The organism is Paucibacter sp. KCTC 42545, assembly GCF_001477625.1.
Lineage (GTDB): Bacteria > Pseudomonadota > Gammaproteobacteria > Burkholderiales > Burkholderiaceae_C > Paucibacter_A.
This window is the reverse complement of record NZ_CP013692.1, coordinates 2,563,219-2,588,445: the sequence shown is the minus strand read 5'-3', so window position 1 is coordinate 2,588,445 and position 25,227 is coordinate 2,563,219. Positions and strand designations below refer to the sequence as shown.

General features: G+C 63.4%; 19 protein-coding genes. 13 read left to right on the top strand and 6 right to left on the bottom strand.

Annotated elements, in window-relative coordinates:
* Positions 1-84: 84 nt before the first annotated feature.
* Complete coding sequence (locus AT984_RS11220; protein WP_058720169.1) at positions 85-2,874, bottom strand: TonB-dependent receptor; 2,790 nt, start codon at positions 2,872-2,874, stop codon at positions 85-87.
* A 272-nt stretch (positions 2,875-3,146) separates the two neighbouring features.
* On the opposite strand from AT984_RS11220, the gene AT984_RS11215 reads away from it, so the two are divergent.
* Positions 3,147-4,685 (top strand): cyanophycinase, encoded by a 1,539-nt coding sequence (locus AT984_RS11215; RefSeq protein ID WP_058720168.1) that lies wholly within the window; start codon positions 3,147-3,149, stop codon positions 4,683-4,685.
* 72 nt (positions 4,686-4,757) lie between these two features.
* Here the strand turns inward: AT984_RS11215 and AT984_RS11210 are convergent, their stop codons facing one another.
* Entirely contained in the window at positions 4,758-7,520 is a 2,763-nt protein-coding gene (locus AT984_RS11210; RefSeq protein ID WP_197418306.1) for a TonB-dependent receptor, read from the bottom strand.
* Between the two features lie 467 nt (positions 7,521-7,987).
* Here AT984_RS11210 and AT984_RS11205 point away from each other — a divergent pair, with 467 nt between their 5' ends.
* From AT984_RS11205 to AT984_RS11180, 6 genes are all read left to right on the top strand, one after another.
* Positions 7,988-9,247 carry a cyanophycinase gene (locus tag AT984_RS11205; RefSeq protein WP_197418305.1) on the top strand — a complete coding sequence of 420 codons (1,260 nt, stop codon included), beginning with the start codon at positions 7,988-7,990 and terminating at the stop codon, positions 9,245-9,247.
* Positions 9,248-9,381: 134 nt separating this feature from the next.
* Positions 9,382-10,518 (top strand): succinylglutamate desuccinylase/aspartoacylase family protein, encoded by a 1,137-nt coding sequence (locus tag AT984_RS11200; RefSeq protein WP_058720165.1) that lies wholly within the window; start codon positions 9,382-9,384, stop codon positions 10,516-10,518.
* Positions 10,519-10,564: 46 nt separating this feature from the next.
* Positions 10,565-11,953, top strand: coding sequence for a YfcC family protein (locus AT984_RS11195; protein WP_058720164.1), 1,389 nt, complete (start codon positions 10,565-10,567; stop codon positions 11,951-11,953).
* A gap of 154 nt (positions 11,954-12,107) precedes the next feature.
* Positions 12,108-13,076, top strand: coding sequence for a GlxA family transcriptional regulator (locus AT984_RS11190; RefSeq protein WP_058720163.1), 969 nt, complete (start codon positions 12,108-12,110; stop codon positions 13,074-13,076).
* On the top strand, positions 13,073-14,155 hold the full coding sequence (locus AT984_RS11185; protein WP_082679964.1) for an arginine N-succinyltransferase: 1,083 nt from the start codon (positions 13,073-13,075) through the stop codon (positions 14,153-14,155). The genes AT984_RS11190 and AT984_RS11185 overlap by 4 nt, the downstream gene beginning before the upstream one ends.
* Entirely contained in the window at positions 14,152-14,943 is a 792-nt protein-coding gene (locus tag AT984_RS11180) for an arginine N-succinyltransferase (protein ID WP_058720161.1), read from the top strand. Before AT984_RS11185 ends, AT984_RS11180 begins: the two co-directional genes overlap by 4 nt.
* An 81-nt stretch (positions 14,944-15,024) precedes the next feature.
* Here the strand turns inward: AT984_RS11180 and AT984_RS11175 are convergent, their stop codons facing one another.
* Positions 15,025-15,912, bottom strand: a complete 888-nt coding sequence (locus AT984_RS11175; protein WP_058720160.1) for a hypothetical protein — start codon at positions 15,910-15,912, stop codon at positions 15,025-15,027.
* A gap of 64 nt (positions 15,913-15,976) precedes the next feature.
* Here AT984_RS11175 and AT984_RS11170 point away from each other — a divergent pair, with 64 nt between their 5' ends.
* The 5 genes from AT984_RS11170 to AT984_RS11150 all read left to right on the top strand — a co-directional run bounded on the left by AT984_RS11170 (position 15,977) and on the right by AT984_RS11150 (position 19,785).
* On the top strand, positions 15,977-16,492 hold the full coding sequence (locus AT984_RS11170) for a YbaK/EbsC family protein (RefSeq protein ID WP_058720159.1): 516 nt from the start codon (positions 15,977-15,979) through the stop codon (positions 16,490-16,492).
* Complete coding sequence (locus tag AT984_RS11165; protein ID WP_058720158.1) at positions 16,489-16,722, top strand: DUF1289 domain-containing protein; 234 nt, start codon at positions 16,489-16,491, stop codon at positions 16,720-16,722. Before AT984_RS11170 ends, AT984_RS11165 begins: the two co-directional genes overlap by 4 nt.
* Before the next feature lie 29 nt (positions 16,723-16,751).
* Complete coding sequence (locus tag AT984_RS11160) at positions 16,752-17,402, top strand: 2-hydroxychromene-2-carboxylate isomerase (RefSeq protein ID WP_058720157.1); 651 nt, start codon at positions 16,752-16,754, stop codon at positions 17,400-17,402.
* A 251-nt stretch (positions 17,403-17,653) separates the two neighbouring features.
* A complete protein-coding gene (locus AT984_RS11155) occupies positions 17,654-19,336 on the top strand; it encodes an MFS transporter (protein WP_058720156.1) in 1,683 nt (560 codons plus the stop codon).
* Positions 19,337-19,581: 245 nt separating this feature from the next.
* A complete protein-coding gene (locus AT984_RS11150; protein WP_058720155.1) occupies positions 19,582-19,785 on the top strand; it encodes a hypothetical protein in 204 nt (67 codons plus the stop codon).
* Between the two features lie 124 nt (positions 19,786-19,909).
* Here the strand turns inward: AT984_RS11150 and AT984_RS11145 are convergent, their stop codons facing one another.
* The 3 genes from AT984_RS11145 to AT984_RS11135 form a co-directional block, all read right to left on the bottom strand.
* Positions 19,910-20,482, bottom strand: coding sequence for a porin family protein (locus tag AT984_RS11145; protein WP_058720154.1), 573 nt, complete (start codon positions 20,480-20,482; stop codon positions 19,910-19,912).
* Between the two features lie 269 nt (positions 20,483-20,751).
* Positions 20,752-22,314, bottom strand: coding sequence for a sensor histidine kinase (locus AT984_RS11140; RefSeq protein WP_082679963.1), 1,563 nt, complete (start codon positions 22,312-22,314; stop codon positions 20,752-20,754).
* 291 nt (positions 22,315-22,605) lie between these two features.
* Positions 22,606-23,670: a GGDEF domain-containing protein gene (locus tag AT984_RS11135; protein ID WP_082679962.1), complete on the bottom strand. Its 1,065-nt coding sequence runs from the start codon at positions 23,668-23,670 to the stop codon at positions 22,606-22,608.
* A gap of 329 nt (positions 23,671-23,999) precedes the next feature.
* On the opposite strand from AT984_RS11135, the gene AT984_RS11130 reads away from it, so the two are divergent.
* Entirely contained in the window at positions 24,000-25,211 is a 1,212-nt protein-coding gene (locus AT984_RS11130) for an NAD(P)H-dependent flavin oxidoreductase (RefSeq protein WP_058720151.1), read from the top strand.
* Positions 25,212-25,227 lie beyond the last annotated feature (16 nt).

Sequence of the window (25,227 nt, the reverse complement as noted above, 5' to 3'; positions counted from 1 at the left end):
GAAGGTATCAAACCTGGCGCAGCGGCGTCGCTGCCGCGCCAGGCTTGCAAAGCGGCTTCGCCGCTCAGCTCAGACGCCGAATACTCAGAAGCTGTACTTCGCGCTCAAGTAACCAAAGCGCCCACGCGGGTCGGTGTAGCTGGGGTCGTAGCCGGAGATGAAGAAGTAGGCCTGGTTGGAATAGGGCGGGGCCGTGTCGAACAGGTTTTTCACACCGGCGCGCAGGGTGATGGCCTTGCTGACATCCCAGGCCGCCGACAGATCCCACAAAGAGTAAGCCTTGACCTTGTTGGCGCCGACCACCGTGCCCGAGTTGGTGTCGATGGCGGAGTTCTGGTCGGTGTAGCCGCTGGAGTAGTTATTGCTCAGCGTCATGCTCCACGGGCCATGGGCCCAGTCCACGCTCAGGCGGTGCTTCCAGCGCTGCACCACACCGTCGGTGACGAACTGGCCCAGATTGCTGATGAAGCCATCGCCAACGCCGGTTTGCCGCTCAGACTTGAGCGTCAAAGAGCCCACCAGCTTGGCGCCGAACTTGCCCAAAGACGTGGCGTGCGAGCGCACATCCACCGTGAAGTCCAGGCCGGAGGCGCGCTGTTTGCCGCGGTTTTCTTTGCGCAATTCGATGAAGCAAATGGTCGAATCGCTGGCGTCATAGTCGCAGCCCTTGAGGCCTTCGTCCATATTGAGGCGGTGCACCAGGCTGCCGTATTTATCGAGATTGGCCAGGATGACATCGTCACCGATGGTGCTGATCAAATCGCTTTTCTCGATGTTCCAGTAATCCAGACCCAGGCCGATCAGCGGATGCGGCTCGACCACCACGCCGAAGGAGAACTGCTTGGACTTCTCGGGCTTCAGCTTCGGGTTGGAATAGGTACGGGTCGTCCAGTTGTCAGCGCAAAAAGCCAGGTCATTGGCGTTCTCGGCCATGCAGACCGGGTCGGGCAGTACCGAGGTTTCGCTCACCTTGGTGGGGCGGTACATATCGTTCAACGAGGGGGCGCGGAAGCCCGTGCCGGCCGAGGCGCGCAGCACCACTTCCTTCATCGGCGTGTAGCGCAGGCTCAGCTTGGGGTTGGTGGTGCCGCCCACCACGTCGTAGTGGTCGTGGCGCACGGCGGCTTGCAACTCAAGCTGCTTGCTCAGGGGCACGATCAGCTCGGCATACACCGCCCAGACCTTGCGCGAGTGATCGGTGAATTGCGAATCCCCTGGCGAAGGGTCGCCGACGATGTTGTCGGAAATCAGCAGATCGGACGCGGCCGACTTGCTGGCCTCGCGCCGGAACTCCGCGCCCACGGCCATGGCGATGTCGCCTCCGGCCGTCTTGCCCACCACGCCGCTGCCCTTGATATCAAAGGCATCCATGGTGCCGCTGGCATTGCGAACTTCCTGGTTCAGCTGATTGTTCTGCAGAAATTTGAGGCCAGCGGCGGATTGGGCGCCGAAGGGGTTGATGGTGCCGTCGGCAAAAGCGGCCATGGTCTTGTCGTACAGCAGGTAGCCGGCCACATCGCGCTCCGCCACCTTGTTGACGCTGTGGTTGTAGGCCATGTCGTAGTCCCAACCGGCCACATTGCCGGTCAGGCCCAGCACAAAGCGCTTGCCGGTGCTGGTGACCTCGCTGGTGCGGCGGCCGGCATCGAGCAAACGGGTTCGCACGGTGATGCTGCGGTCATCCGGCAGGGCGTCGCCGAGGCCGGTGGCGGCCAGGGCGGGAATCATTGCGACATCCAATTCAGCGGCAATGCGGTTGGAGGTGCCGGTGTAGAAGCTCTTGGCTTGGGTCAGCGAGACTTCGGCAAATAGCTGGTGCTTGTCGCCTAGCTGCAGCACGGCGCGGCCAAGGAAATCGGCCTTGTCGGTCTTGGGGTAAAGCTCCACATCGCGCATGTAGTCGAAAGTGCAGCCATCGGTGCCACCGACGCCGTCGGGCAGGTAAAGCGTGTGCGGTGGCTGGCACTTGGGCGCGCTCAGGTTGATGGTGCGGCTGCTGATCGGCGTGCCGTTGATCTGGAAGTTCTGACTTTCCAGGTAGTCTCGCTGGTCTCTGCTGATACGGATATTGCCGGGGAAGCCGTACGAGGACAGCAAATGGGGTAGCCGCTCCGGGATCTTCAAATCGTTGATGAATTTGCGCTGCGAGGTGGAGAGCGCGTCGGTGTGCTGCACATCCAGCACGCCAAAGACATTGAAACGGTCACGCGCAATGTCGCCAAAGCCACCGGACAGCGAAACGGTGCGCTTGCCCGCGCCGCCTTCTTGGCTGGTGCCGGCATAGACCTCGGCTTCAAAGCCTTGGTAGTCTTTGCGGGTGATGAAGTTGACGACGCCGCCAATCGCGTCGGCACCGTAGATGGCCGAGGCGCCGTCCAGCAGCACTTCCACACGCTGGATGGCCGCGGCCGGGATGCTGTTGAGGTCCACGCCGGAGTCGTCACCCGGCGAGGCGAAATTGGCCATGCGCCGGCCATTGAGCAGCACCAGGGTGGAGGAGGTACCCAGGCCGCGCAGATTGGCCGAATTGAGGCCTTGCTGATCTTTGTAGCCACCGAAAGCCATGCTAACGCCGTCAGTCAGCGCATTGCTGCCGGCGCTGAGTGTGGCCACCAGTTCGGCGGCGGTGGTGATGCCGGCCTTGACCATGTCGGCGCGGGTGATCACCTGCACCGGCAAAGAGCCTTCGGAATCGATGCGTTTGATGGCCGAGCCGGTGATCTCCACCCGCTCCAGCTTCTTGGCGTCCGCGCTTTCTTGGGCGGCGGCCGGCAGGCTGATGATGGCGAGCAGGGCGGCTTGTAGCGTGCTGCGCAAAAGAGGGCGCTTGCGGCAAGCACCGGTCTCAAGTTCTTGGCGGCGTTTGTTTTTCATGGCTTCCCTTGGCTGCTAGAGGTGTTTGGCCCAGTCTAGGAAGCCCGCGCGCTTGCGGCCAGTGGGGTCAACCACACACAGTCGCGTGCACACAACTTTGCGGCTCAGTTCTCGACTTGGAACTAGGGGGAGCAGACCAGCGCCTGCCTCTCGGGCCTGGGCTACCATGCAGCGTCCCTGTTGATCAGCGCTTGCTGTCCGATAGGGTCAGCCTAGTGCGGCATCAGCCCCATCCCATTTTTCGAAGCAAGTTGCCACAGCGTCTGCGTCCCATGAAGATCGTTTCTCCATTCGCATCCACCGGCTCCCGCTGGCTGGGTGCCGGCCTTGTTTTGTTGTCCTTGTGCGGTGCCGGCGCCCTGCAGGCTGCCGACACGGTGCTGGGCACGGGCCCCAGTGCGTCCGGCGGCCCGGTGCAGACGCCTACCAATCCCAAGACCGGCGTCTGGACGGTGATTCGCGGCGCGGGCTCTTCTGCCACCAAGCCCGCGCCGGCCACAGCCACGCCCTCGAGCAGCGCCACGACGCCCGCGCCCTTGGGGGCTTTGCCACCGGGCTCGTCCGCAGCGGCGGGGGATTTGTTGATCAAGGGCTATGCCATCGCCATCGGCGGCGCGCTGAAGTCCGACAACGAAGAGGTCTGGGGCCGCATCGTCAGCCTGGCCGGCGGCAAGGGCGCACGCTTTGTGGTGTTCAGCACCGCGTCTGAGGACCCCGAGGCCAGCGCCAAGCAAGCCATTGAATTGCTGCAGCGGCGTGGTGCAGTGGCCGAGGCTTTGCCGGTGGCGCCCAAATTCAGCTGGGTGGACCTCAACAAGGTGGTGCGCGACCCGGCGCTGATTGCCAAGATCAAGAACTCGCGCGGCGTGTTCTTCACCGGCGGCGCGCAAGAGCGCATCGTTGATGTGCTGGCCCCCGGCGGCAACGCCACGCCCATGCTGGAAGCGATCTGGGATGTCTATCGACGTGGCGGCGTGGTGGCCGGCACCTCGGCGGGTGCCGCCATCATGAGCGCGGTGATGTTCCGCGACGCGCCCAGCGTCATCAACATCATGAAAGGCAAGTGGGTCGAAGGTAAGCAGATCGACCGCGGCCTGGGCTTTGTCGGGCCCGATCTGTTTGTGGACCAGCACTTTTTGAAGCGCGGCCGCTTCGGCCGCATGATTCCGCTGATGATGGCCAAGGGCTACAAGCTGGGCCTGGGCGTGGATGAGAACACCGCCGCCGTGGTTCACGGCGACGAGGTCGAGGTGATTGGCGGCAAGGGGGCATTGCTGGTGGACCTCAGCGAGGTCAAGACCGACCCGACCCTGGGCGCCTTCAACGTCACCAATGCGCGCCTGAGCTATCTCGACCACGGCGACAAGTTCAATTTGAAGACCCGCGTGACCATGCCCTCGGCGCTCAAATTGCGCGGCGACAAACTCGACCCGCTGGCCGCCGACTTCAAGCCCTACTACACCGAGGAGTTGTTCCACATCGATATGTTGGGCGACTCCACCATCTCCAATGCGATGAGCTATCTGATCGACAGCAACCGCAACGAGGTGCGTGGCCTGAGCTTTGATGCCTTGCCCAAGCCGGGCGATCAGGTGGCCGATCTGGGCTTTTTGTTCCGCCTCTACAAAGGCCGCGGCAGCTATGGCTGGAGCACCGATGAGATGGGCGGCGAGGAGTACACCGTCGTCAACCTTTATCTGGACGTGACGCCGGTGCGCATGCCGCAGCCGATTTACGCGCCCTGGCAGGGCTCGGGCGCGCGCACCGTGGTGCCGGCGGCCAGCGCGGTGGAGCGCGGCGACGGTTCCTGATTCAGCTTCGACAAAAAATTCGGGGAGTTGGCGCTGCGGCGCCAACTCCCCGTTTTGCTTAAACCCTCTCGATCAGCGGAACGAGTAGTTCAAGCTGGCGTAGAAGGTACGGCCGCGCGGGTCGGTATAGGTCGGGTCGTAGGTGGCCAGGAAGTAGTAGCCCTGGTTGGAGAAGGGCGGCTGGGTATTGAGAAGGTTCTGCACGCCGGCGCGCAGCTTCATGTCCTTGGTCACGCGCCATGAGCCCGACATATCCCACAAGGAGTAGCTGCTGACGCTGCGCGCTTCCAGCAATTGGTCGGTGTAGGGGTTGAAGGCGGTGTTGTGGTCGCGGTAGCCCGACAGATAGGTATTGCCCACGGTCAGGCCCCAGTTGCCAATGTCCCAATCCAGCGCCAGACGGTGGCGCCATTTCTGAATCACCTGGTCGCTGAGGAACTGACCGGCGTTGTTCTGGAAGGGCTCACCCGCGCCGAACTGGCGTTCGTAGTTCAAGACATAAGTGCCCGTCAGGCTGGCGGTGAAGCGGCCCTTCGATTGAGTCTTGATGCGGTAGAGCAGATCCAGATCAATACCCGAAGTGCGCAGCTCACCCTGGTTCTCCTTCTTCAGCAGAATGGTGTCGATCAACTCGCCGAACTGGTCGCGTTTGACATAGTCTTTCTCGTAGCGACCGAGATTGCCGAGGATGACTTGCTCAGACAAGTCGCTGATCACATCGGTCTTGCGGATGTTCCAGTAGTCGACGCTGGCGCTGAGCTCGTTGATCGGCTCAAACGCCAGGCCGAAGGAGAACTGCTTGGACTTCTCGGGCTTCAGATTGGCATTGCTGCGGCGCTCGACGCGCCATTGATCGGTACAGTCCGCCACCGCGAAGCCCTGGGCCACGCAGCCGGGGTCGGTCAGGAAGGCGGAGCTGGAGCCAAACGAGGTCGGGCGGGTCAGCTCGTTGATCGAAGGCGCGCGGAAGCCCGTGCCCGCAGAGCCGCGCAGCATCACTGCCTTGCTGGGCTGCCAGCGCACGCCCAGCTTGGGGTTGAAGGTGTCGCCGACGCCGCTGTACTTGTCGTAGCGGGCGGCCAGTTGCAGCTCCAGCTCCTTGCTCAACGGGGCATTCAATTCGCCGAACACGGCCGCGACCTTGCGGCTATTGCTGCTGGCCGGCGGGGCGTCGCCGCGTGAACTGCGGTCGCCTTGGATATTGTTGGTGAGCAGCAGTGCGGAGGGCGTGAACTCGGTCTCTTCGCGACGGAACTCTGCGCCGAAGGCGGCACCCAGGTCGCCACCGGCCAGCTGGGCCAACACACCGCTGAACTTGGCGTCGATGGTGGTGGTGCTGCCCTTGGATTTGCGGGCTTCGTCTTGCACGGCAATGCTGGCCAACAAGTCCTTGCCGGCTTGAGGCGAGGCGCCGAAGGGATTGATCTTGCCGGTGCGCACGCCGTCCACGAACTTGTCGTAGAGGAAGTAGCCGTCGCGCAGCGAATCCGCCGTGCGGTTGACCGCATGGTTGACGGCCACGTCATAGTCCCAGCCGCCCAGCGTGCCGCTGACGCCAGCGACGAGTCGGTCGGCGTCGCTGCTGACCTCGTTGGTTCGATTGCCGCCTTCGGTGACGCGCTGGCGCACATCAACCGTGCCGCCAAAAGGCAGGGGCTTGGGCAGGAAGGGGTTGATGGCCGCTGTGGGCACGGCGGTGATTTCGATCGGGTTCGGGCTCGCCACATAGCGAGTCTGGGTCTGGCTCTTCACAATTTCAGCGAAGAGCTGGGTGTCCTTGTTGAGCTGAAACACGCCGCGGCCGAGGAAGGACTTCTTGTCCGACTCGGGGTAGAGCTCGGTGTCCTGCATATAGTCAAAGCTGCAGGCCTGGGAGAGGTTGTCTTTGGCGTAAACGGTGGCTGGTGGGTTGCAGGCCGGCGCGTATAGATTGATGGTGCGCTGGTTATAGGGCGTGCCGTTGAAGTTCATGCCGGCGGCGGCCAGTGCATCGAGTTGCACCTTGCGCGCCGCTGCCTTCGAGGCCAGGCGGATATTGCCTGGGAAGGTGCGGCTGGACATATAGAAGGGCAGGGTGGTGGCCAGCGGGCGGTCTTTCAGAAAGTCGCGTTCGCTGGAACGCAGGCTGCCGAGCTTTTGAATGTCCAGCACGCCAAAGATATTGAAGCGGTCCTGCTCCAGATCGCCGAAGCCGCCGCCCACCGAGGCTGCGGTCTTCTCGGCGCCGCCTTCTTGGGTGCGGGCGGCGTAGACGTTGACGTCGGCGCCGCGGTAGTCCTTGCGGGTGATGAAGTTGATCACGCCGCCGATGGCGTCGGTGCCGTAAATGGCCGAGGCGCCGTCCTTCAAGACCTCGACCCGCTCGATGGCGCCGGCCGGGATATTGTTCAGGTCAACGCCCGCGTTGTCGCCAGGCGAAGCGAAGTTGGCCATGCGCCGGCCATTGAGCAAGACCAAGGTGCTGGACACGCCCAGGCCGCGCAAATTGGCGCCGTTCATGCCGCGCTGGCCGCCGGTGTTGTCGGTGATCGAGGCACCATCGGTCAGTGCCGCGGCGTTGGCGCTGATGCTCTTCATGATCTCGGCGGCCGTGGTGGCACCGGTCTTGTCGATATCGCTGCGCTTGATGGTTTGCACCGGCAAGGCGCTCTCACCTTCCAGGCGCTTGATGCTGGAGCCTGTGACCTCGACGCGTTCGAGCTTGGCTTCTTGCGTCTGGGCTTGCGCTTGCAGTGCCTGCGCACCGATCAGCAAGAGCGTGGCCGCCTGGGCCAGACTTTTCATCTTGAATAGGCGGGCCGAACTGGTGTGGCGCGGCGTGCTTTTGGGTGTCATGGTTGGGCCTTCTTGGGCTGAGGAGGTGGGACGAGTGGGTAGAACGTGATGCAGCTGGGGCTGCCTCTTGGCATTCATTGAGCAAAGGCTTGGCGCGTGCTTGCTGATCGAAATCAGGGCCAGGCGCTTGGGCCTTGCAGTCACTCTAGAAGCGCCGCTGATGACTTGCCTATGGGGTTTTGGTGGCTCGGTCGCTTGCGTGCAATTGCGCGTCGCTTGCATGTAAACCAGCGATGAACAGGCGCAACAGGGCTTGCAGCGATGCGACATGCATTTACGCCGCGGGTCCATTTCGCACCGTTTTGAGGCGATACCCGCTAGCGAGCGCGCCGCGACGCTGACAGACTGCGTCATCCCAAAAGTTTCAAGACGCCTTCGCCATGCCAGACCTTGTTCGCTCAAAAAACTTCCTGCCAAAACGCCCTGGGCGGCGCGCTGCGTTGGCGCTTGCCCTGCTTGCTTCCACCATGCTGGCGCTGCCTTCTCTTGCTGCCGCGCCTGCAGCTGCTGCTGCAGCAACACCAAGTCCTGAAAGGCCAGCGGGCACCGGAGCCCTGGTCATCATTGGCGGCGCACTCAAATTTGATAACGCCGAGGTCTGGAAGCGCATCGTCGACGAGGCCGGTGGCCCGGGCGCACGCATCGCGGTCTTTGCCACCGCTGCCGCCAACCCCGAGCGCAGCGCCGGCCAGATCATTGAGGCCTTGAACGCCCAGGGCGCGCGTGCCGAACACATCCCGGTGGCGCCCCGCCTGGCCGGCACTGACCTGCAAGCGCGGCTCAATGACCCGGCCTTGATCGCCAAAGTGGGCGCGGCGCAGGGTGTGTTCTTCTCAGGTGGTGCGCAAGAGTTGATCGTCGATACCTTTCAGCCCGGCGGCCAAGTGACGCCCATGCTGCAGACGATCTGGTCGGTGTATCAGCGCGGTGGTTTGATCGCCGGCACCAGCGCGGGTGCTGCCATCATGAGCACGACGATGTTTCGCGATGCCCAGGACGCGTTGCAGGTGCTCAAAGGCCAGATGCGTCGTGGCAAGGAGATCGATCGCGGCCTGGGCTTTGTCGGCCCCAAGCTCTTCATCGATCAGCACTTCCTCAAGCGTGGCCGTATTGGCCGCTTGCTGCCCCTGATGCAGGCCGAGGGCTATCAGCTCGGCCTGGGCGTGGAAGAAAACAGCGCCGCACTGCTGCGCGGTGATGACTTGGAAGTGCTGGGCGGCAAGGGGGTGCTGCTGGTTGACCTCAGCCAGGCCAGCCAGGACAAGACGCTGGCCGCCTTCAATATCCGCAATGCCCAGCTCAGCTATTTGGATCGTGGCGACCGACATAACGTCAAAACCGGCCAGACCACACCTTCGGCCAAGAAGCTGGCCGGCCACGCCATTGACCCAGCCGCCAAAGACTTCAAACCTTTTTTCAACAAGCAAGCCTTCTACCTCGACATCCTGGGCGACAGCACCATCGTCAATGCCATGGGGCAGTTGCTGGACAGCCCTTTCCCTGAAGTGCTGGGCGTGGCATTCGATGGGCGCAGCACCAGCACCGAGCCGCAGCCCGATCTGGGCTTCGAGTTCCGGCTCTACAAAGGCGAGGGCAGCCGGGGTTGGTTCAGCGCCGCGATGGGCGGCGAGGACTACACCGTGCTGCGCCTGCGACTGGATGTGCAGCCGGTCGTGATCAGCCGGCCGTTTTACAAACCCCTGGGTGCCGCCGGCTTGCCGCGTTAGCACCGAGCGTGGGCAGCTTGCTTGCCTGACTCCCTGACTACCTTCCGCCACTGAACGCCCCTGGCAGCGCGGCGCGCCTGCGCTTGTCCGCCTGCCTGCCAAAGGCGTTATTCAAGACTGGACTCTCCCCCATCATGCGAACACTGCTGCATGCTTTGCCCCCCGCCAGCGCGGGAACTACGCGCCAACTGCGCAGCCTGCACTTTGGCCGCGCCGAAAGCGGCCGCAAGACTTATATCCAAGCCAGCTTGCATGCCGACGAAGTGCCGGCCATGTTGGTGGCCCAGCACCTGCGCGAGCAACTGCTAGCGCTGGAGCAAGCCGGCCGCATCGCCGGTGAAGTCGTGCTGGTGCCCATGGCCAATCCGATTGGCTTGGCGCAGGAAATGCAGGGAAGTTTGTGCGGGCGTTTCGATATGAGCACCGGCATCAACTTCAATCGCCAGTATCGCCACCTCACCGCAGCGCTGATTCCTGTGCTGGAACCGCTGCTGGGTGCGGACCCGGTCGAGAACACCCGCTTGATTCGCCACGCCAGCCTTCAATTGCTGGGCGCTGTTGCTCCCGCCAGTGCCACCGATGGCCTGAAGCAGCTGCTGCAGACCCTGGCCATGGACGCCGACATCGTGCTGGACCTGCATTGCGACAACCAGGCCGTCTTGCACCTCTATGCGGGTGAGCCGCTGAGTGAGCAGGCCAAGCCGCTCGCGCAGGCCTTGCAGGCGCAGGCCTTGCTGGTGGCGCGGGTGTCGGGGGATGACCCTTTCGACGAAACGGTGTCGCGCATCTGGTGGGAGCTGGCTGAACACTTTGGCCCCACGCGGCCGGTGCCTCTGGCCTGCTTCGCCGCCACGGTGGAATTGCGCGGGGAGGTCGAGGTGGATCACGGCCTGGCAGCGCAGGATGCGCAAGCGTTGCTGCAGTTCTTGCAGCACAGCGGGCATATCGATCCCCCTTCCGATGCCGCCGCCCCGTCGATGACTTGGCCCGCGCCACTGTGTCAGGCCACGCCGCTGGAGGGCGTAGAGCCCATCACTGCGCCGCACAACGGCATCCTGGTTTTTTGCAAGGCGCCCGGCGAAGTGGTGGCGGCCGGCGAGGTGGTGGCCGAGGTGATTGATCCGCTGACGGATCAGCGCACGCCCCTGCGGGCCAGCGTGGCCGGCCTGCTGTTTGCCAGGGTGGCCCGGCGTTATGCCAGCGCCGGCATGCGGGTCTGCAAGGTGGCCGGCAGCACGGCTTTTCGCAGCGGCAACTTGCTGTCGCTCTAGTCACGGCGCGTGCGTTCAGCCCCATTGAAATTCAGCGAAACGAGCTATGAAACTCAAGTTCCCCAATACCTTTGTGCTGCTGTTCGGCCTCTTGGCGCTGATCGCCCTGGCCACCTGGCTGGTGCCCGGCGGCAAGTACGAGACCGAAATGGTAGCCGGCAAGAAGGTCATCATTGCCGACTCCTTCCACACCGTTGCCAGCAATCCGCAGGGCTTCGCGGCGCTGATGACGGCGCCTATCAAGGGCTTCGTCGAAGCCTCCTTGATCATCGGCTTTGTCTTGATTGTGGGCGGCGCGTTCTCGGTGCTGCAAAGCACCGAGGCGATTGACTCCGCCATCAAGTCGGTGGCCAAGGCGCACACGCGCTCGGCCTGGGTTCGGGTGGCCATCATCCCGGTCTTTGTGAGCTTGTTTTCCCTGGGCGGCGCCACTTTCGGCATGGCCGAGGAGGCAATCCCTTTTGTGCTGATCTTCATTCCGCTGGCGCTGGCGCTGAAGTACGACAGCATTGTTGGCGTCTCCATCCCTTTTGTCGGTTCTCAGGTGGGCTTCGCCACAGCATTTCTGAATCCCTTCAATGTGGGCGTGGCGCAAGGCATTGCCGGGGTGCCGATGTTCTCGGGCCTGGGCTATCGGCTGATCTGCTGGGCGATTGCCACCGCGCTGACCATCGCCTTTTTGATGTGGTACACCGCGCGCATCAAGCGCAACCCCGAGTTGAGCCCCTGCTTCGAGATGGACCAGGAAAAGCGCAAACACCTGAACCTGGCCGAGTTCGAGGCCTTTGCCGGCATGCGCCCGCGCCACAAGCTGGTCTTGGCCCTATTTGCTTCGACCCTGGGCGTCATGATCTTCGGCGTGATCCGCTTCGGCTGGTACATCGAAGAGATCGCCGCGCTGTTCCTGGTGATGGCGCTGCTGGTGGGCGCGGTCGGGCGGCTCAATGCCGATCAGTTCATCGCCAGCTTTTTGGCCGGCGCCAAAGACCTGGTGAGCACCGCGCTGGTGATCGCGCTGGCCAAGGCCACTGTCGTGCTGATGCGCGATGGCCACATCATCGACACCTTGTTGCACGCCTTGGTGCCCTTCATCGAATCGAGCAGCCCGATTTTCTCGGCGCAGAAGATGTTTTTGATCCAGTCGGTCATCAACTTCTTTATCCACTCCGGCACGGGTCAAGCCGCGCTGACCATGCCCATCATGGCGCCGCTGGCTGATCTGGTGGGCGTGAGCCGGCAGACCGCCATTCTGGCCTTTCAGTTCGGTGAGTTGACGACGCCCATGATCCCCACCTCGGGCATCACCGTCGGTGTGCTGGCTCTTGCTGGCATCCCTTGGACCCGCTGGGCGCGTTGGATGATCCCGCTGCAACTGATGTATCTGGTGATGGCCATAGTCTTGCTGGCGGTGCCTACCTTGATCAACTGGCAATGAGTGCCGCGCCTGCTGCTGCCTGCTTTACAGTGCGGCCGTGACTCCGATGCCCACTCACGCCAGCTCAGCCGAGACCGCCAGCCTTGCGGCTGGGGGGGCTGTGCCTGGGCATGCATCTGGCTCTGGCTCGCTCCGGCCTTGCGGCGTCCTGCTCTTGCCGGGCGCCTCGCTCTTGGCCTTGGCCGGGATCTTGTCTGCGCTGCGCGAGGTCAATGACTTGCAGCAGGAGGCGCGCTATGCGGCTGAGCTGTTGAGCCAGGATGGGCGCAGCGTCGATTGCGGCGGCTTGATGCTGCCGACCACCGCTCTGGCTCAGGCGTTGCAGTCGGCGGGGCCCGCAGGTCCGGCCTGGCATGCGCTGTTTTTGCTTAGCGCAGAAGGCGAGGGCACCGACCCCGCCTTGCTGCACTGGCTGCGCGGCGATGCCGCCGCAGCCCTGGCCCTGGCCGGGGTGGACGGCGGCGCGGCGGTCTTGGCCGAGGCCGGGCTGCTGCGTGGCGAGCGCGCCACCGTCAACGGCGATCTGGTCGAGGCGCTGCAGGAAGACTATCCGGACGTCATCTGGACCGGCAATGTCTGGGAGATCAATGCCAAGGCCAACCGGCTGAGCTGCGCCAGCGGCGGCGCCAGCCTGGACTTGATGATTGCCTGGCTGGGCGGCTTGCATGGCGAACGCCTGGCGCAAGACCTGACCCTGCGCTTAGGGCTGGAGCGAGCACGCGGCCCGGGCGAGCGCCAGCGCCGCCCGGTGGCGGAGCAGCGGGGTGGCAGCCCCAAGCTGGCGGAGGCGCTGAGCCTGATGGAAGCCAATCTGAGCGAGCCGCTGCCCACCGAAGAGGTGGCGCGTTTGGTAGGGGTGTCGCGCCGTCAGTTGGAACGGCTGTTCAAGCAGCACCTCGACGCCTTGCCCTCCCGCTACTATCTGGCGCTGCGCCTGAACCGGGCGCGCCGCCTTTTGCAGCAGAGCAGCCAGTCGATTCTGCAAATCGGCCTGAGCTGTGGCTTTTCCTCCGGGCCGCATTTTTCCAATGCCTACAAGACCCATTTTGACAAGACGCCGCGCGACGAGCGCAGCCAGCGTGCAGCGGCGCTGCGCCGACCTGCCTCAGGAGACCCCGCATGATGAGTAATGCCGCCACGGATCCGCGCAGCCTGATGCTCAGGCCGGTGGCGCTGGCCGACTTGCCGGCGCTGGAGCGCATCGCCGCGGCCAGCGAGCATGGCATCAGTTCGCTGCCCAATGACAGCGCCAAGCTGCGCCTGCGCATCGAACGCTCCTTGGAGGCCTTCGCCAGCATGGACGACGCCAGTGGCGAGGAGACTTATCTCTTCGTGCTGGAGGATCGCGCCTGTGGCGAGGTGGTGGGCACCAGCGGCATCGCCGCCAGCGCGGGCTTTCATGACCGCTTTTACAGCTACCGCAATGAGTTTGTGGTGCATGCGAGTGCACAGTTAGGCGTCAGCCGGCGCCTGCACACCTTGCATCTGTGCCATGACCTGACCGGCTACACCCTGCTGACTTCTTTCTACATCGCACCCGACTACAGCAGCGGCTTGGCGCCACAGTTGTTGTCGCGGGCGCGGCTGCTGTTCATCTTGCTTTTCGCTGAGCGTTTCAATGACCGCATTGCGGCGGAGAGCCCAGGTCTAGCCGACGCGGCAGGCCAGAGTCCCTTCTGGGATGCGGTGGGCCGGCGCTTTTTTGCGATGGACTATCCACAGGCCGAGGCCGTGACCGGCGGGCGCAGCAAGGCTTTCATTGCCGACCTGATGCCGCATTCGCCGATTTATGTGCCCCTGCTGCCCGAGGCCGCGCAATGGGCGATTGGCCAGCTGCATCCGGTCGGCGAGCTGCCGTTCTCGATTCTGCAAGACGAAGGCTTTGATGCCGACACCTACATCGACATCTTCGATGGCGGCCCCACCGTGGAGGCCAGCCTGGGCCTGCTGCGCACCGTCAAGCACGCTCGCCAGCTCAGCCTGCAAGCCGACGGCGTCGCGCCTGGTTTGCCGGACTGGCATTTGGTGGTGACGGGCGAGCGCGCCAGCTTCCGGGCGGTGTTGGCTGAGATTGCGCAGACGGCGCATGGGCTGCCGCCCGGTCATGAGTTGCTTGGGCGTTTGGGCTTAAGTGAGGATGCCGGTGCCAGATTGCTGGTGAGCCCGCTGCAGCCTTCGGCTCTTGAATTGGAGCGCGTATGAGTGAAGCATTGATGGGCTTGCCCGGCCAACGCCTGCGCGCCAAGCAAGCGGGCGATGAGGCGCAGCTGATGCACTGGGTCAACCAGACCGGCTTTGGCCTCAGCTTGGCCGAAACGCCCGAGTCGGATCAGGCGGAGTGGCTGGTCTTAGCCGATGCGCACAGCGACAGCCCGCTGGCTTGCCTGCGCTTGGTGCCGCAATTAGGCCTGCGCTTGCCGCGCTATAGCTATCACGTCGGCCGTGTGGTGCATGCGGCTGCGGAGCTGGGGCTGTTCCGTACCCAGCGGACCCTGTTGCTGGGCAATGACCACACGGGTGAGAGCGAGCTGGCCGATCTGGCTTGCGTGCCAGGCTTGCCCGCCGAGCTGCAGGTGGCTTATCTGCGTGCGCTGGTGCAAGCAGCCTTGGCGCGCATGGCTGCGGCACCAGGCACTTACGGCGAAACCTTGATCGTCGAATTGGCAGGGCTGCGCGATCATCCAGGCGAAGGTGCTGAGGCGGACTCGAACTCACCCTTCTGGCGTGGCCTGGGCGCGCATTTCTACGCTGGCCAACCCAGCCAGGCGCAGGCTCGCTTTGGTGACGCCTGGCGCAGCCATCTGGCCGCGCTCTTGCCGCGCCAGACTCTTTACCTGTCCTTCCTCAGCGAGGCGGCTCAGGCGTCCGTGGGGCAGGTGGGTGAGGCCGGTCAGGCTGCCGCTGCCGCCTTGGCGGCCAGCGGCTTTGGCGATGCCCAGCATGTGCGGATCGACGATGGCGGGCCGCTTTGGCAGTTGCGGCTGCGCTGAGCGTGGCGGCCTAGGCGGAGTTGACTCTGGCGCCTGAGTCGGCACCAGCGTTGGCCCTGCAATCAGGGCTTTCGCCCTTCCTCAGGCCGCTGCGCCACCCGCTTGCTGCTTCGCTTGCTCCAGCTCATCCTGCAAGCGTGCCACCTGATCCTTCAAGGCTTTGTTCTCGGCCGTCAGTTCGGCCACCGTGCTTTGCAGCAGGGCCACTTGGGCTTCGCGGTTGCGCTGATCACGCTCTTCGGCGGTCAACTCCGCTGCTGCATGCGCTTCGGCGCCGGCTTCGCCTTCCGCCGTGGGTTCAGAGCGGCGGCCGGTCTTGCCTTCACGCACGCGCTTGGCAGCTTGTTGCAGCTCTTTCTTGCCACCGGCCACGGCGGCGACTTGCTCTTCCTGCGGCAAGCTGGCCACGGTGGCGCCGGCGTTGATGGAGATGGTGCCGGCCTTGATGGCCTCCACCAACTCAGGCGCGGCACTCTTCTGAATCTTCTCGATCTGCACCACGGTGTTGGCGCTGATGCGGGCCGCCTTGGCGATGGCTTCGCGGGTATTGAGCTTTTCAGGCGGCGGCAGCTCGGCGCCGGCGGCCGAGGCGAACTCATCGTTGCCTTCGAAGGGGTTGGGCGTGTCGGCGCTGGGAATAACCCGCGCGGCGACGATTTCCTTCTTGCGCAGGGCGAGCACGCCGCGCTGGAAGTCCGACACGCTGCGGCGGCCCAGATGCTGGTCAATCATCCACAGGTGAACATCGTCCATGGACTTGAAGCGGGTGTTCTGCACCGTCTGGAAGGGGATGCCGTGCTTTTGGCAGATGCCGTAGCGGTTGTGGCCGTCCACCAGCACATCGCCCCACAGCACCAGTGCGTCGCGGCAGCCTTCTGCCAGGATGCTGCGCTCCAGGGCTTGGTGTTCATCGGGCGTCAGCGGGTCGATGTAGATGCGCAGTTCTTCGAGGACGGTGATGTTGCTCATGGCGGACTCAGCTTCAATTCGGCGGGGGGAGGGGCGGCATTATGCGCTCTGAGACAATGCGGGCATGATTTCTGACACCCAATCCACCAGTGCTCGCCCAGAGGGCTTCTTGCGCGTGCAGGCTGCTTTGCAAGCCTGCCAACACCCCCATCTTCCTCTGTGGCTGGAGGTTTCCGCCCGCAGCGCGCAAGAGGCCGCCGAGGCCTTGGGCGTGAGCCTGGGCCAGATCGCCAAATCGGTGGTGTTTCGGCGCAAGTCCGATGCGGCTGCGGTGCTGGTGATCGCCTCGGGCGATAAGCGGGTGGATGAGCACAAGCTCGCCGCCCACACCGGGCCGCTGGGCCGCGCCGATGCCGATTTTGTGAAAGCCAACACCGGCTTTTCGATTGGCGGGGTCTCGCCTCTGGGCTTTGCGCCGGAGGCCGGCCTAGCCAAGCCGCTGCTGTTTGTTGACCGTGAGTTGTTCCGCTTTGACACGATTTGGGCGGCCTCCGGCCATCCCAACGGTGTGTTTCAGCTCAGCCCGGCTCAGTTGGAGGCGCTGACCGGCGCGCCGGTGATCGAGGTGGTGCAAGCATGAGCGGCAATATTCCAGTGTCGACGGTGCCCAGCCCCTGCAGCAATGTCTGCAAGATGCACGAAGCCACGGGCTGGTGCCAGGGCTGCGCCCGCACCATTCCTGAGATCACGGTCTGGTCCAAGGCGGACGATGCGACGCGCCTGGCCATCCTGGCGCTCTTGCCCGAGCGTCGCGAGATCTTGGTTGCGCAAGGCATCTTCACCGCCGCGCTTGAGACCTCCGGCCCCTGAATTCATCCCAACAAGAAGAACACCCCATCATGAAGCACCTGCGTTTTTACTTTGACCCCATCTCGCCCTACGCCGCCCTGGCGTTTGAGCGCCTGCCCGAAGCCCTGAAGGGCTGCAGCTACAGCGTCGAGTACCGGCCCATTTTGTTTGCGGCCTTGCTGCACGCGATTGGCCAAAAGGGCCCGGCGGAGATCGAGTCCAAGCGCCAGTGGACCTTCCGCCAGGTCGCCTGGGCGGCGCGCCAGCACGGCATCCCGGTTCAGGTGCCGGCCCAGCATCCCTTCAACCCGCTCCCTTTGCTGCGCATGGCCTGGGCCTGCGCACCGGCGGGCGGCACGCCCAACCGCTTGACGGTGGAAAAAATCATGCGCCATGTCTGGCAAGGCGCGGGCGCCGATGCCAATGCCGCGCCCCGCCTGGCGGCGCTGACGCAAGAGCTGAACCCCCAGCGTGACCCGGCCAGCGAAGAGGTGAAAGAGAACCTGCGCACCGCCACCGAGGAAGCGCTCAATGCCGGCGTGTTCGGCGTGCCCACCATTGAAGTGGACGGCAAGCTGTTCTGGGGCCAGGACTCGCTGGATATGTTGGCTGCTTATCTGCGCGGCGACCCTTGGTTCGAGCAAGGGGATTGGGAAGCGGCAGCCTTGTCGCGGCCCGGCGTGAAGCGCGTGCAGCACTGAAGGGTTGCTGCGCGTGAAGGCGCGAGCGAGCTTGACGCAAGCAAGGCTGACAAAGGCAGGGCGCAAAGCGCTCAAGACTTACCCTTAATCGCCCTGATTTTTCATATTGAGAAATACAGGCTGCGGGTTGCAGCCTATTTTGTCAGCCTGGGTTCAGCCCCGCGTCAGAGTTCGGTCAGAGCGGAGTTCCATAGTCGCGCTCAAGGGTTTCCGGTCGGCAGCCCTCAAGCAAAATATGGAGACTTCTCAACATGGCAACTGCTACCGCAGTGTCCACCAACACGCCGATGACCGCCGAAGAGAAGAAGGTCATCTTCGCCTCTTCGCTGGGCACCGTGTTCGAGTGGTACGACTTCTATCTCTACGGCTCGCTGGCACCCATCATTGCCAAGCAGTTCTTCGGCCAGCTTGACCCCCAGGCGGCGTTCATCGCCTCCTTGCTTGCCTTCGCTGCCGGCTTCATCGTGCGCCCCTTCGGCGCGCTGGTGTTCGGGCGTTTGGGCGACATGATCGGTCGCAAGTACACCTTCTTGGTGACCATCCTGATCATGGGCTTGTCGACCTTCATCGTCGGTATCTTGCCCGGCTCGGCCACCATCGGAGCGGCCGCGCCAGTCATCCTGATCGGCTTGCGCATGCTGCAGGGCTTGGCTCTGGGTGGCGAGTACGGCGGTGCCGCCACTTATGTGGCTGAGCACGCACCGGCTGGCAAGCGCGGCGCCTACACCTCCTGGATTCAAACCACCGCGACACTGGGCTTGTTCCTGTCGCTGATGGTGATTCTGGGCACCCGCAGCGTCATTGGCGAAACCGCCTTTGCCGACTGGGGCTGGCGCGTGCCTTTCCTCGTCTCGATCTTGCTGCTGGGCATCAGCGTGTGGATTCGTCTGTCGATGAACGAATCGCCCGCCTTCCAGAAGATGAAGAGCGAGGGCAAGACCTCCAAGGCGCCGCTGTCCGAGTCTTTCGGCCAATGGAAGAACCTCAAGATCGTGCTGCTGGCACTGTTCGGCCTGGTCGCCGGCCAGGGCGTGGTGTGGTACACGGGCCAGTTCTATGCCTTGTTCTTCCTGACCAGCGTCTTGAAGGTGGACTCGGCCACGGCTAACTTGATGATCGCGGCCTCGCTGCTGATCGGCACGCCGTTCTTCGTGATCTTCGGTACCCTGTCGGACAAGATCGGCCGCAAGCCCATCATCATGGCGGGTCTGCTGCTGGCCATCGTGACCTACTTCCCGCTGTTCAAGGCCCTGACCGCTGCCGCCAACCCTGATCTGGCTCAAGCGCAAGCCACGGCTCAGATCACGCTGACGGTGGACACCAGCACCTGCTCCTTCCAGGGCAGCCCGGTGGCCAAGGAAGTGGACTTCACCAGCTCTTGCGACATCGCCAAGCGCGCTCTGGCACAAAGCTCGGCCAGCTACGAAACGCTGTCCGGCCCGGCCGGCTCGGTGGCGGTGATCAAGATTGGCGACAAGGTGGTCAATGGCCTGAACGCGACCAAGCTCAACGACTACAAGTTCGATGAAGCCACGGTCAAGGGCATTGCCGCCTTCAAGAAGGAACTCGCCGAAGGCCTCAAGTCTGCAGGCTATCCCGCCAAGGCCGACCCTGCCAAGATCAACAAGCCTTTGGTGGTGGCGATCCTGAGCATCTTGGTGCTGTACGTGACCATGGTTTACGGTCCTATCGCCGCCATGCTGGTGGAGATGTTCCCGACCCGTATCCGTTACACCTCGATGAGCTTGCCTTATCACATCGGTAACGGCTGGTTCGGTGGTCTGCTGCCTTCCATCACCTTCGCGATGGTGGCTCAGAACGGCAATATCTATCACGGCCTGTGGTACCCCATCGGGGTCGCCGCGATGACCCTGGTGATCGGTCTGCTGTTTGTACGCGAAACCAAGGACGTCAATATCTACGCTAACGACTAAGTTAGGCGTGCGATTCTGATGTGAAAAGGGCGGCCTGCGGGCCGCCCTTTTTTGCCTTGCAACTCGGCTTTTGCGGCTGTCGTTTGGACTTTGCGAGCCGCATTTGACGAGTCTTTTTCCTAGCCAGAATGACCGCAGCAGCGCCAAGGCGCTGCACATCGCCCCATCAAGCGGGGCGCTCAGTTCGGCGTCAGCTTTGGGTTCAACAATCGCGGCATTCAATCATTGAAGGAGTGGAATCAATCATGTGGAAACTGTTCGTTGGCTTCATCATCTTTGCGGCTCTGGCGCTTTACATCCTGACCAAGAGCGGTGGCGACATCGATATGGGCGGCGAGAAGCATGATGTGGCGGCCCCGCACAGCGAAGTGGCGCCTTCCGCGCCAGCTGCTGCTGCCAGTGAGGCTTTGCCTGCTGCCAGCGCAGCGGCTTCGGCTGCCTCGATGTAAGCGATGTAAGCCAGGCAGGCTAAACAGGTTCGGCTAAATTTTGCCGAACCAACGAGACAAGGGGCGGGGCTGCCGTAGCAGCTCCCGCCCCTTGTTCGTTGACGGCCGTGGTCAGTCGCTCAAATTAGAAGCGATAGTTCACGCCGACGTTCCAGGTGTCAATCGTGTTGCCGAACATCGTGGCAGTGGGCACGTTGTTGTAGCGGGTCAACTCGGTACGCACGAACCAGTTCTTGTTCAGGTTGTAGTCGGCACCCAAGCCCACCTTGAAGCCGGTGTTGCCCTGGCTGTCGAGGTTGGCGACGCCCTTGAAATCACGCTCGTTTTGAGCCACACCCAGTCGGCCGAACAGGCTGAACTTGTCATTCACCGGTAGACGGCCGATGGCGTCCAGCGAGTAGCTCATGGTCTTGGCCTGGCTGTCGCCGAGGTGAGCCTTGCCCAGGTAGTTGACCGTCAACTCGGTAGCGAAGTACTGGTTGAACTGGTAGCCACCGTGGATGCCGTAGCTGGTGTCGCGCTTGTCGACGTTCAGGCCGGGGGCGCCGGCATTCACATCAGCATGTGATTGGCCGATATTGCCACCGACGTAAAAGCCCTTGTTCTGGTCGGCTGAAGCGCTGCCGGCAAAAGCGGCCAGGGCCAGTGTGAGCACGGCCAGCGGAGCGACGGGGCGGGTCTTGTTATTCGAGTTCATATTGGAATACCTTTCACGTTTCACCAGACATTTGGCTTCGCCACCGGGTCCCTTGGGGGCCTCTTGCGGCGATGACTCATTGTGGCGAAAGTGAGGGAGGGACTCAGTACAAACCCTGTGTTCGCTCTGTGACGGGGTATGACCTTGGCGTAAAGCTGTGTGAAGCGAAGAAAGGCGCGGAGAACGAAGGCGGCAGAGAGGCTGCGATGAATGCCTGCCCGCCTTTCGATGCCTCAGGCGCGCGCGCCAGGCGCCGTTGAGGCTTGCTGTTACTCGCTGGTTGGCGCGAGTTCGCCGCTGCGCTGTGGTGCGACGCAAGGCATGCGTATCACCATCCGGGCGCCCTGGCCGGGGCTGCTGATCACGTCGATCTGGCCGCCCAGCACATTGGTGACCATGTTGTGCACGATGTGCATGCCCAAGCCTGAGCCGCCTGTGCCCAGCTTGGTGGTGAAGAAGGGGTCAAAGATGCGCCGGCGTACCGACTCGTCCATGCCCGCACCATCATCACTGACGCTGAGTTCCACCTCGGAGGGGCTGAGGCGCCGGGTCTGCACCCGCACCACGCCCATGCTGCGGCCATGAAAACCGTGCACCAGGGCATTGATCATGAGGTTGGTCAGCACCTGGCCCAGCGAGCCAGGGTAGCTGTTCATCAAGATCTCGGGTTCCAGTGCCACCTGAACCTGAAATGGGGTGCGCTTGAAGCTGGGCTCCACCATCACCAGCACGTCTTCGACCACCTTGGCAAGGTCGAAGTCGCGGCGCAGGTCGGAGGTTTGGTCGATCGCCACTTGCTTGAACTCGCGCACCAGGTCGGCGGCTTTTTGCACATTGCGCTGCAAGATGTCTTGGCCGCGCCGGGCATCGCGCACCAGCTCTTCCAGCACGCTGCGGCGCATCGGGGTGTTGCTGGCCAGCAGTTCTTCCAGTTTGCGGAAACGGTCTTCCAGCGAGGACACCACGGTGAGCGAATTGCCCAGCGGCGTATTCATCTCGTGCGCAACGCCCGCTACCAGGCGGCCCAGCGAGGCAAGCTTTTCTGACTCGACTAAGTCATGCTGGGCGGTGCGCAAATGGCCCAGCGCCTGCTCCAAGTCTTCATTCTTTCGGGTCACTTCCTGGGTGCGTTGGGCGACCTGGTCTTCCAGCGTGTTGGCATGCCCGCGCAGGGATTCGAAGGCCTGCTGTAGCTTTTCACGCATGCGCTCCATGGCCTGGCCCACGCGCGCAATCTCGTCGCTGCCGCTGAGCGCCAGGGGCTTGTCCAGCGCACCGGCGGCCATGGCTTCTGCTGCTTGGGTCAAACGTGTCATCGGGCGCAGCACGCGGCGTTGCATCACGAACAGGATCAGCACCAGGGAAAAGGTCAGCGTGACCGCGCTGCGCCACAAGCTGCGCACCATATCGGCTCGCTTCTCGGCCAGCAGCGGTGCGGCGCTCATCTCCACCGTGACGCTGGCGATTTGTCGGCCGTCGCGCACCACGGGGCGTGTGGCGCTCAGGGTCAGGTCTTGCTCGCCAGAGGATTGCGCGCGCCGGTGTTCCTGGAAGGGCTTGCTATTGGCGGGCTCGAGCACCACCACGGATACAAAGCGGGGGTCGTCGAACTGCGCCTTGATCATCGGCTCGGCCAGATCGGGCGATACCTGCCACACCGGCTCGGCCAGGGACAAGGCCATCACCTCAACACTGCGGCTGAGGTCGCGCCTCACATCTTCCAGCGCCACCAGCCGGGTCTTTTGCAAATCGAACAGCAGCACCGCTGCGGTGGGCACCAGCAAGCCCAGCAACAAGGCCACCACCACAGCGAGGCGCAAGGAGGATCTCATGGAGGGCGCCTAAATCGCGACTTGATCGGACTGCCGATCAAGCTGGCATGAGGGGCAGGAGAGGAAGTGCAGGTAAAGCGTCATGGCCGGTCATGTATGCACATTTGCACGATTTGGCGAGTGTAGGGGCAAGTGAGCGGCTTGGCGCTTTGCTTTTTCCATTCGCTTAAGGGCTTTGTGCCCGGCTGACAACGCAGCCGGGGCGGCCTCTCTCAAACACCCACAAGCGGGCCTCCCCAGCGTGCCCTTTTGGCTCAGCTCGCTTTGCTTGAGCCAATGCTGCGCAATGGCTTAGTGCGCCAAGGCGGCAATGCGGTTGCGGCCGCCATGCTTGGCTGCGTACAGCGCGCGGTCGGCGCGGCCGTAAAAGTCGGCGGCGCTCTCGCCGGCGGCCAGTTGGGTCACGCCCAAAGAAATGGTGACGTTCTCAGCCTCTTGCACCTGCTCGCCGCGGCGGATGCGGCCGGCCGCCACTTTGCTGCGCAAGTTCTCGGCCAGGCGTTGGGCTTGATCCAGGCTGCTGTTGGGCAACAGGATGGCGAACTCCTCGCCACCCACGCGTGCGGCCAGTGCCCCATCGCTGAGTGCGCCTTGCAGTGTTCGCGCCACGGCGCGCAGCACCTGGTCGCCGAAGCTGTGGCCGAAGCTGTCGTTGATGCGTTTGAAAAAGTCGATATCGCCCAGCAGCAAGCAAGGGGCAATGGCGCTGGCCGGGGCAGGCTGCTCAGCGCCCGGCTGAGGCTGTTCAGCCATGCAGGCACTCAACTGCTGATCGAAGGCGCGCCGATTGGGCAGGCCGGTCAACGCATCCACCAGGGCTTCACCGCGCGCTTTTTGTACTTCCTTGCGCAGGCTGTCAATTTCTTGCTGACTGTGGCTCAGATGGGTTTGCAGCACCGTCATGGCGGCGCGAATTTCGCGCGAGCCGCTGAGCAGTTCGCGCAAGACCTCGGATTGGGTTTGCTCGCTGGGCCCGGCCAGCAACTGCTCGACCCAGGTGCCCAGTGAGTCGTCAAAGCGGGCCGTTTCCTGGCCGGCTTCCGCGGCTGTGACGGCCATATTGTCCAGGACCTTGCTCAGGCCTTCTCCGATGATCTTGGCCTTGGCGATTTCATCGGCCTTCATGCCGTCGCCAATATGCTGGCGGTACAGCTCCCAGGTCTGCGCCTCATCCAGCGTGGCGCCATCGCGCGTTTGCGCCAGCAAGGCCTGGTTGAGTGCGAGGTTTCGGCTGGTGACAAATTCGTACCAAACGGCGTAAGTGATCGGATGCAGGGCAGTGCGTTGGCGAGTCATCAGCGGGAGAGCGGCACGCAGGTGTTCGGCGCTGCGCGACATGCTGTCGGTGTATCTCATCAAAGTCCTTCGGGCGGAATTCGTTTGTTTCCACTACGCCGCAACCCGTCATTTGACGAGCTGCGCTGCTTGGGCGGGACAAACTGAATCAGCGCGGCGGGCCGCAAGACCGCTCGGTGCTAGAACCGTTTCTCCCCTTGACGCCATGGCCGTTGAACGGTCTCTTTGTTTGGGCGTCAAGCCCCTGACGCACCTGCTATCGGTCGCCCCTGTCGACACCAAAGGGTAATTTGCACAGTGCGTTTGCACTGGCTGTGATTTTTGTCAACTAATGCCGCTGCCATGGGGCTTAGGGTGGCGGCTTGCCAATTTTTCGACCCGCTGACCTCATGAATTCAAACGCCATCGCCCCTGATCTTGTGCCCCTGTTTGAGCGCAGTGGCTTGGCACCCTTGATGCTCAAAGGGCGGCGCCTGCTGCCGGTGGTGCAGGGCGGCATGGGGGTGGGTGTCAGCGCCCAGCGCCTGGCCGGCAGTGTGGCGGCCCTGGGTGGTGTGGGCACGCTCAGCTCGGTGGATCTGCGCCGCCATCACCCCGACTTGATGGCGCGCACGGAAGGGCAGAGTGCGGGTGCTGCCGCCAAAGCCTTGATCGACGAAGTGAACCTGATAGCGCTGGAACGCGAGATCGCCGGAGCGCGTGAGCGCAGCGGCGGCCGTGGTCTGGTGGCCCTGAATGTGATGCGCGCAGTGAGCGAATACGCGCCCACCATCAAGCGCGCGCTGGCCTGCGGCATTGACGCGGTGGTGGTCGGCGCGGGCTTGCCGCTGGACCTGCCGGAGCTGGCGGCAGATCACCCGGAGGTGGCGCTGATCCCCATCCTCAGCGATGCCCGTGGCGTGCAGCTGATCGTGCGCAAATGGGAGCGCAAGCAGCGCTTGCCTGACGCCATCGTGATCGAACACCCGCGCCTGGCCGGCGGCCATTTGGGCGCGGCTAAGGTGGAAGATTTGAACGACCCGCGCTTTGACTTTGAGCGCGTCATTCCCGAATGCCTGGCCTATTTCGACAAGGCTGGCCTGGCCGGCAAGATCCCGCTGATCGTGGCCGGTGGTGTGCGCAGCTTCGAGGACATTCAGCGCCTGCAAGCCCTGGGCGCGGCCGGTGTGCAACTGGGCACGCCCTTTGCCGTGACCAGCGATTGCGATGCCCACGAAGCCTTCAAACAAGTGCTGGCCCAGGCCAGCGATGCCGACCTGGTGGAATTCACCAGCGTGGCCGGTCTGCCCGCCCGCGCGGTGAACACGCCCTGGCTGCGTAACTATCTGCGCGCTGCGCCCAAGCTGCAGGCGGTGGCGCAGGTGAAGAGCCGCTGCACCAAGGCTTTTGATTGCCTGGCGCAATGCGGCTTGCGCGACGGTTTCAAGGACTGGGGCCAGTTCTGCATTGACAACCAACTCGCCGCCGCCCTGCGCGGTGACGTGGCCAAGGGCCTGTTCTTCCGCGGCGCCGGGGCCTTGCCCTTCGGCGCGGAGATCCGCTCGGCGCGCGACTTGATGATGCGCTTGCTGGGCGCGCCTTTGCTGCCGCAGCAGGCCTGAGGACAGGATCGCTAGC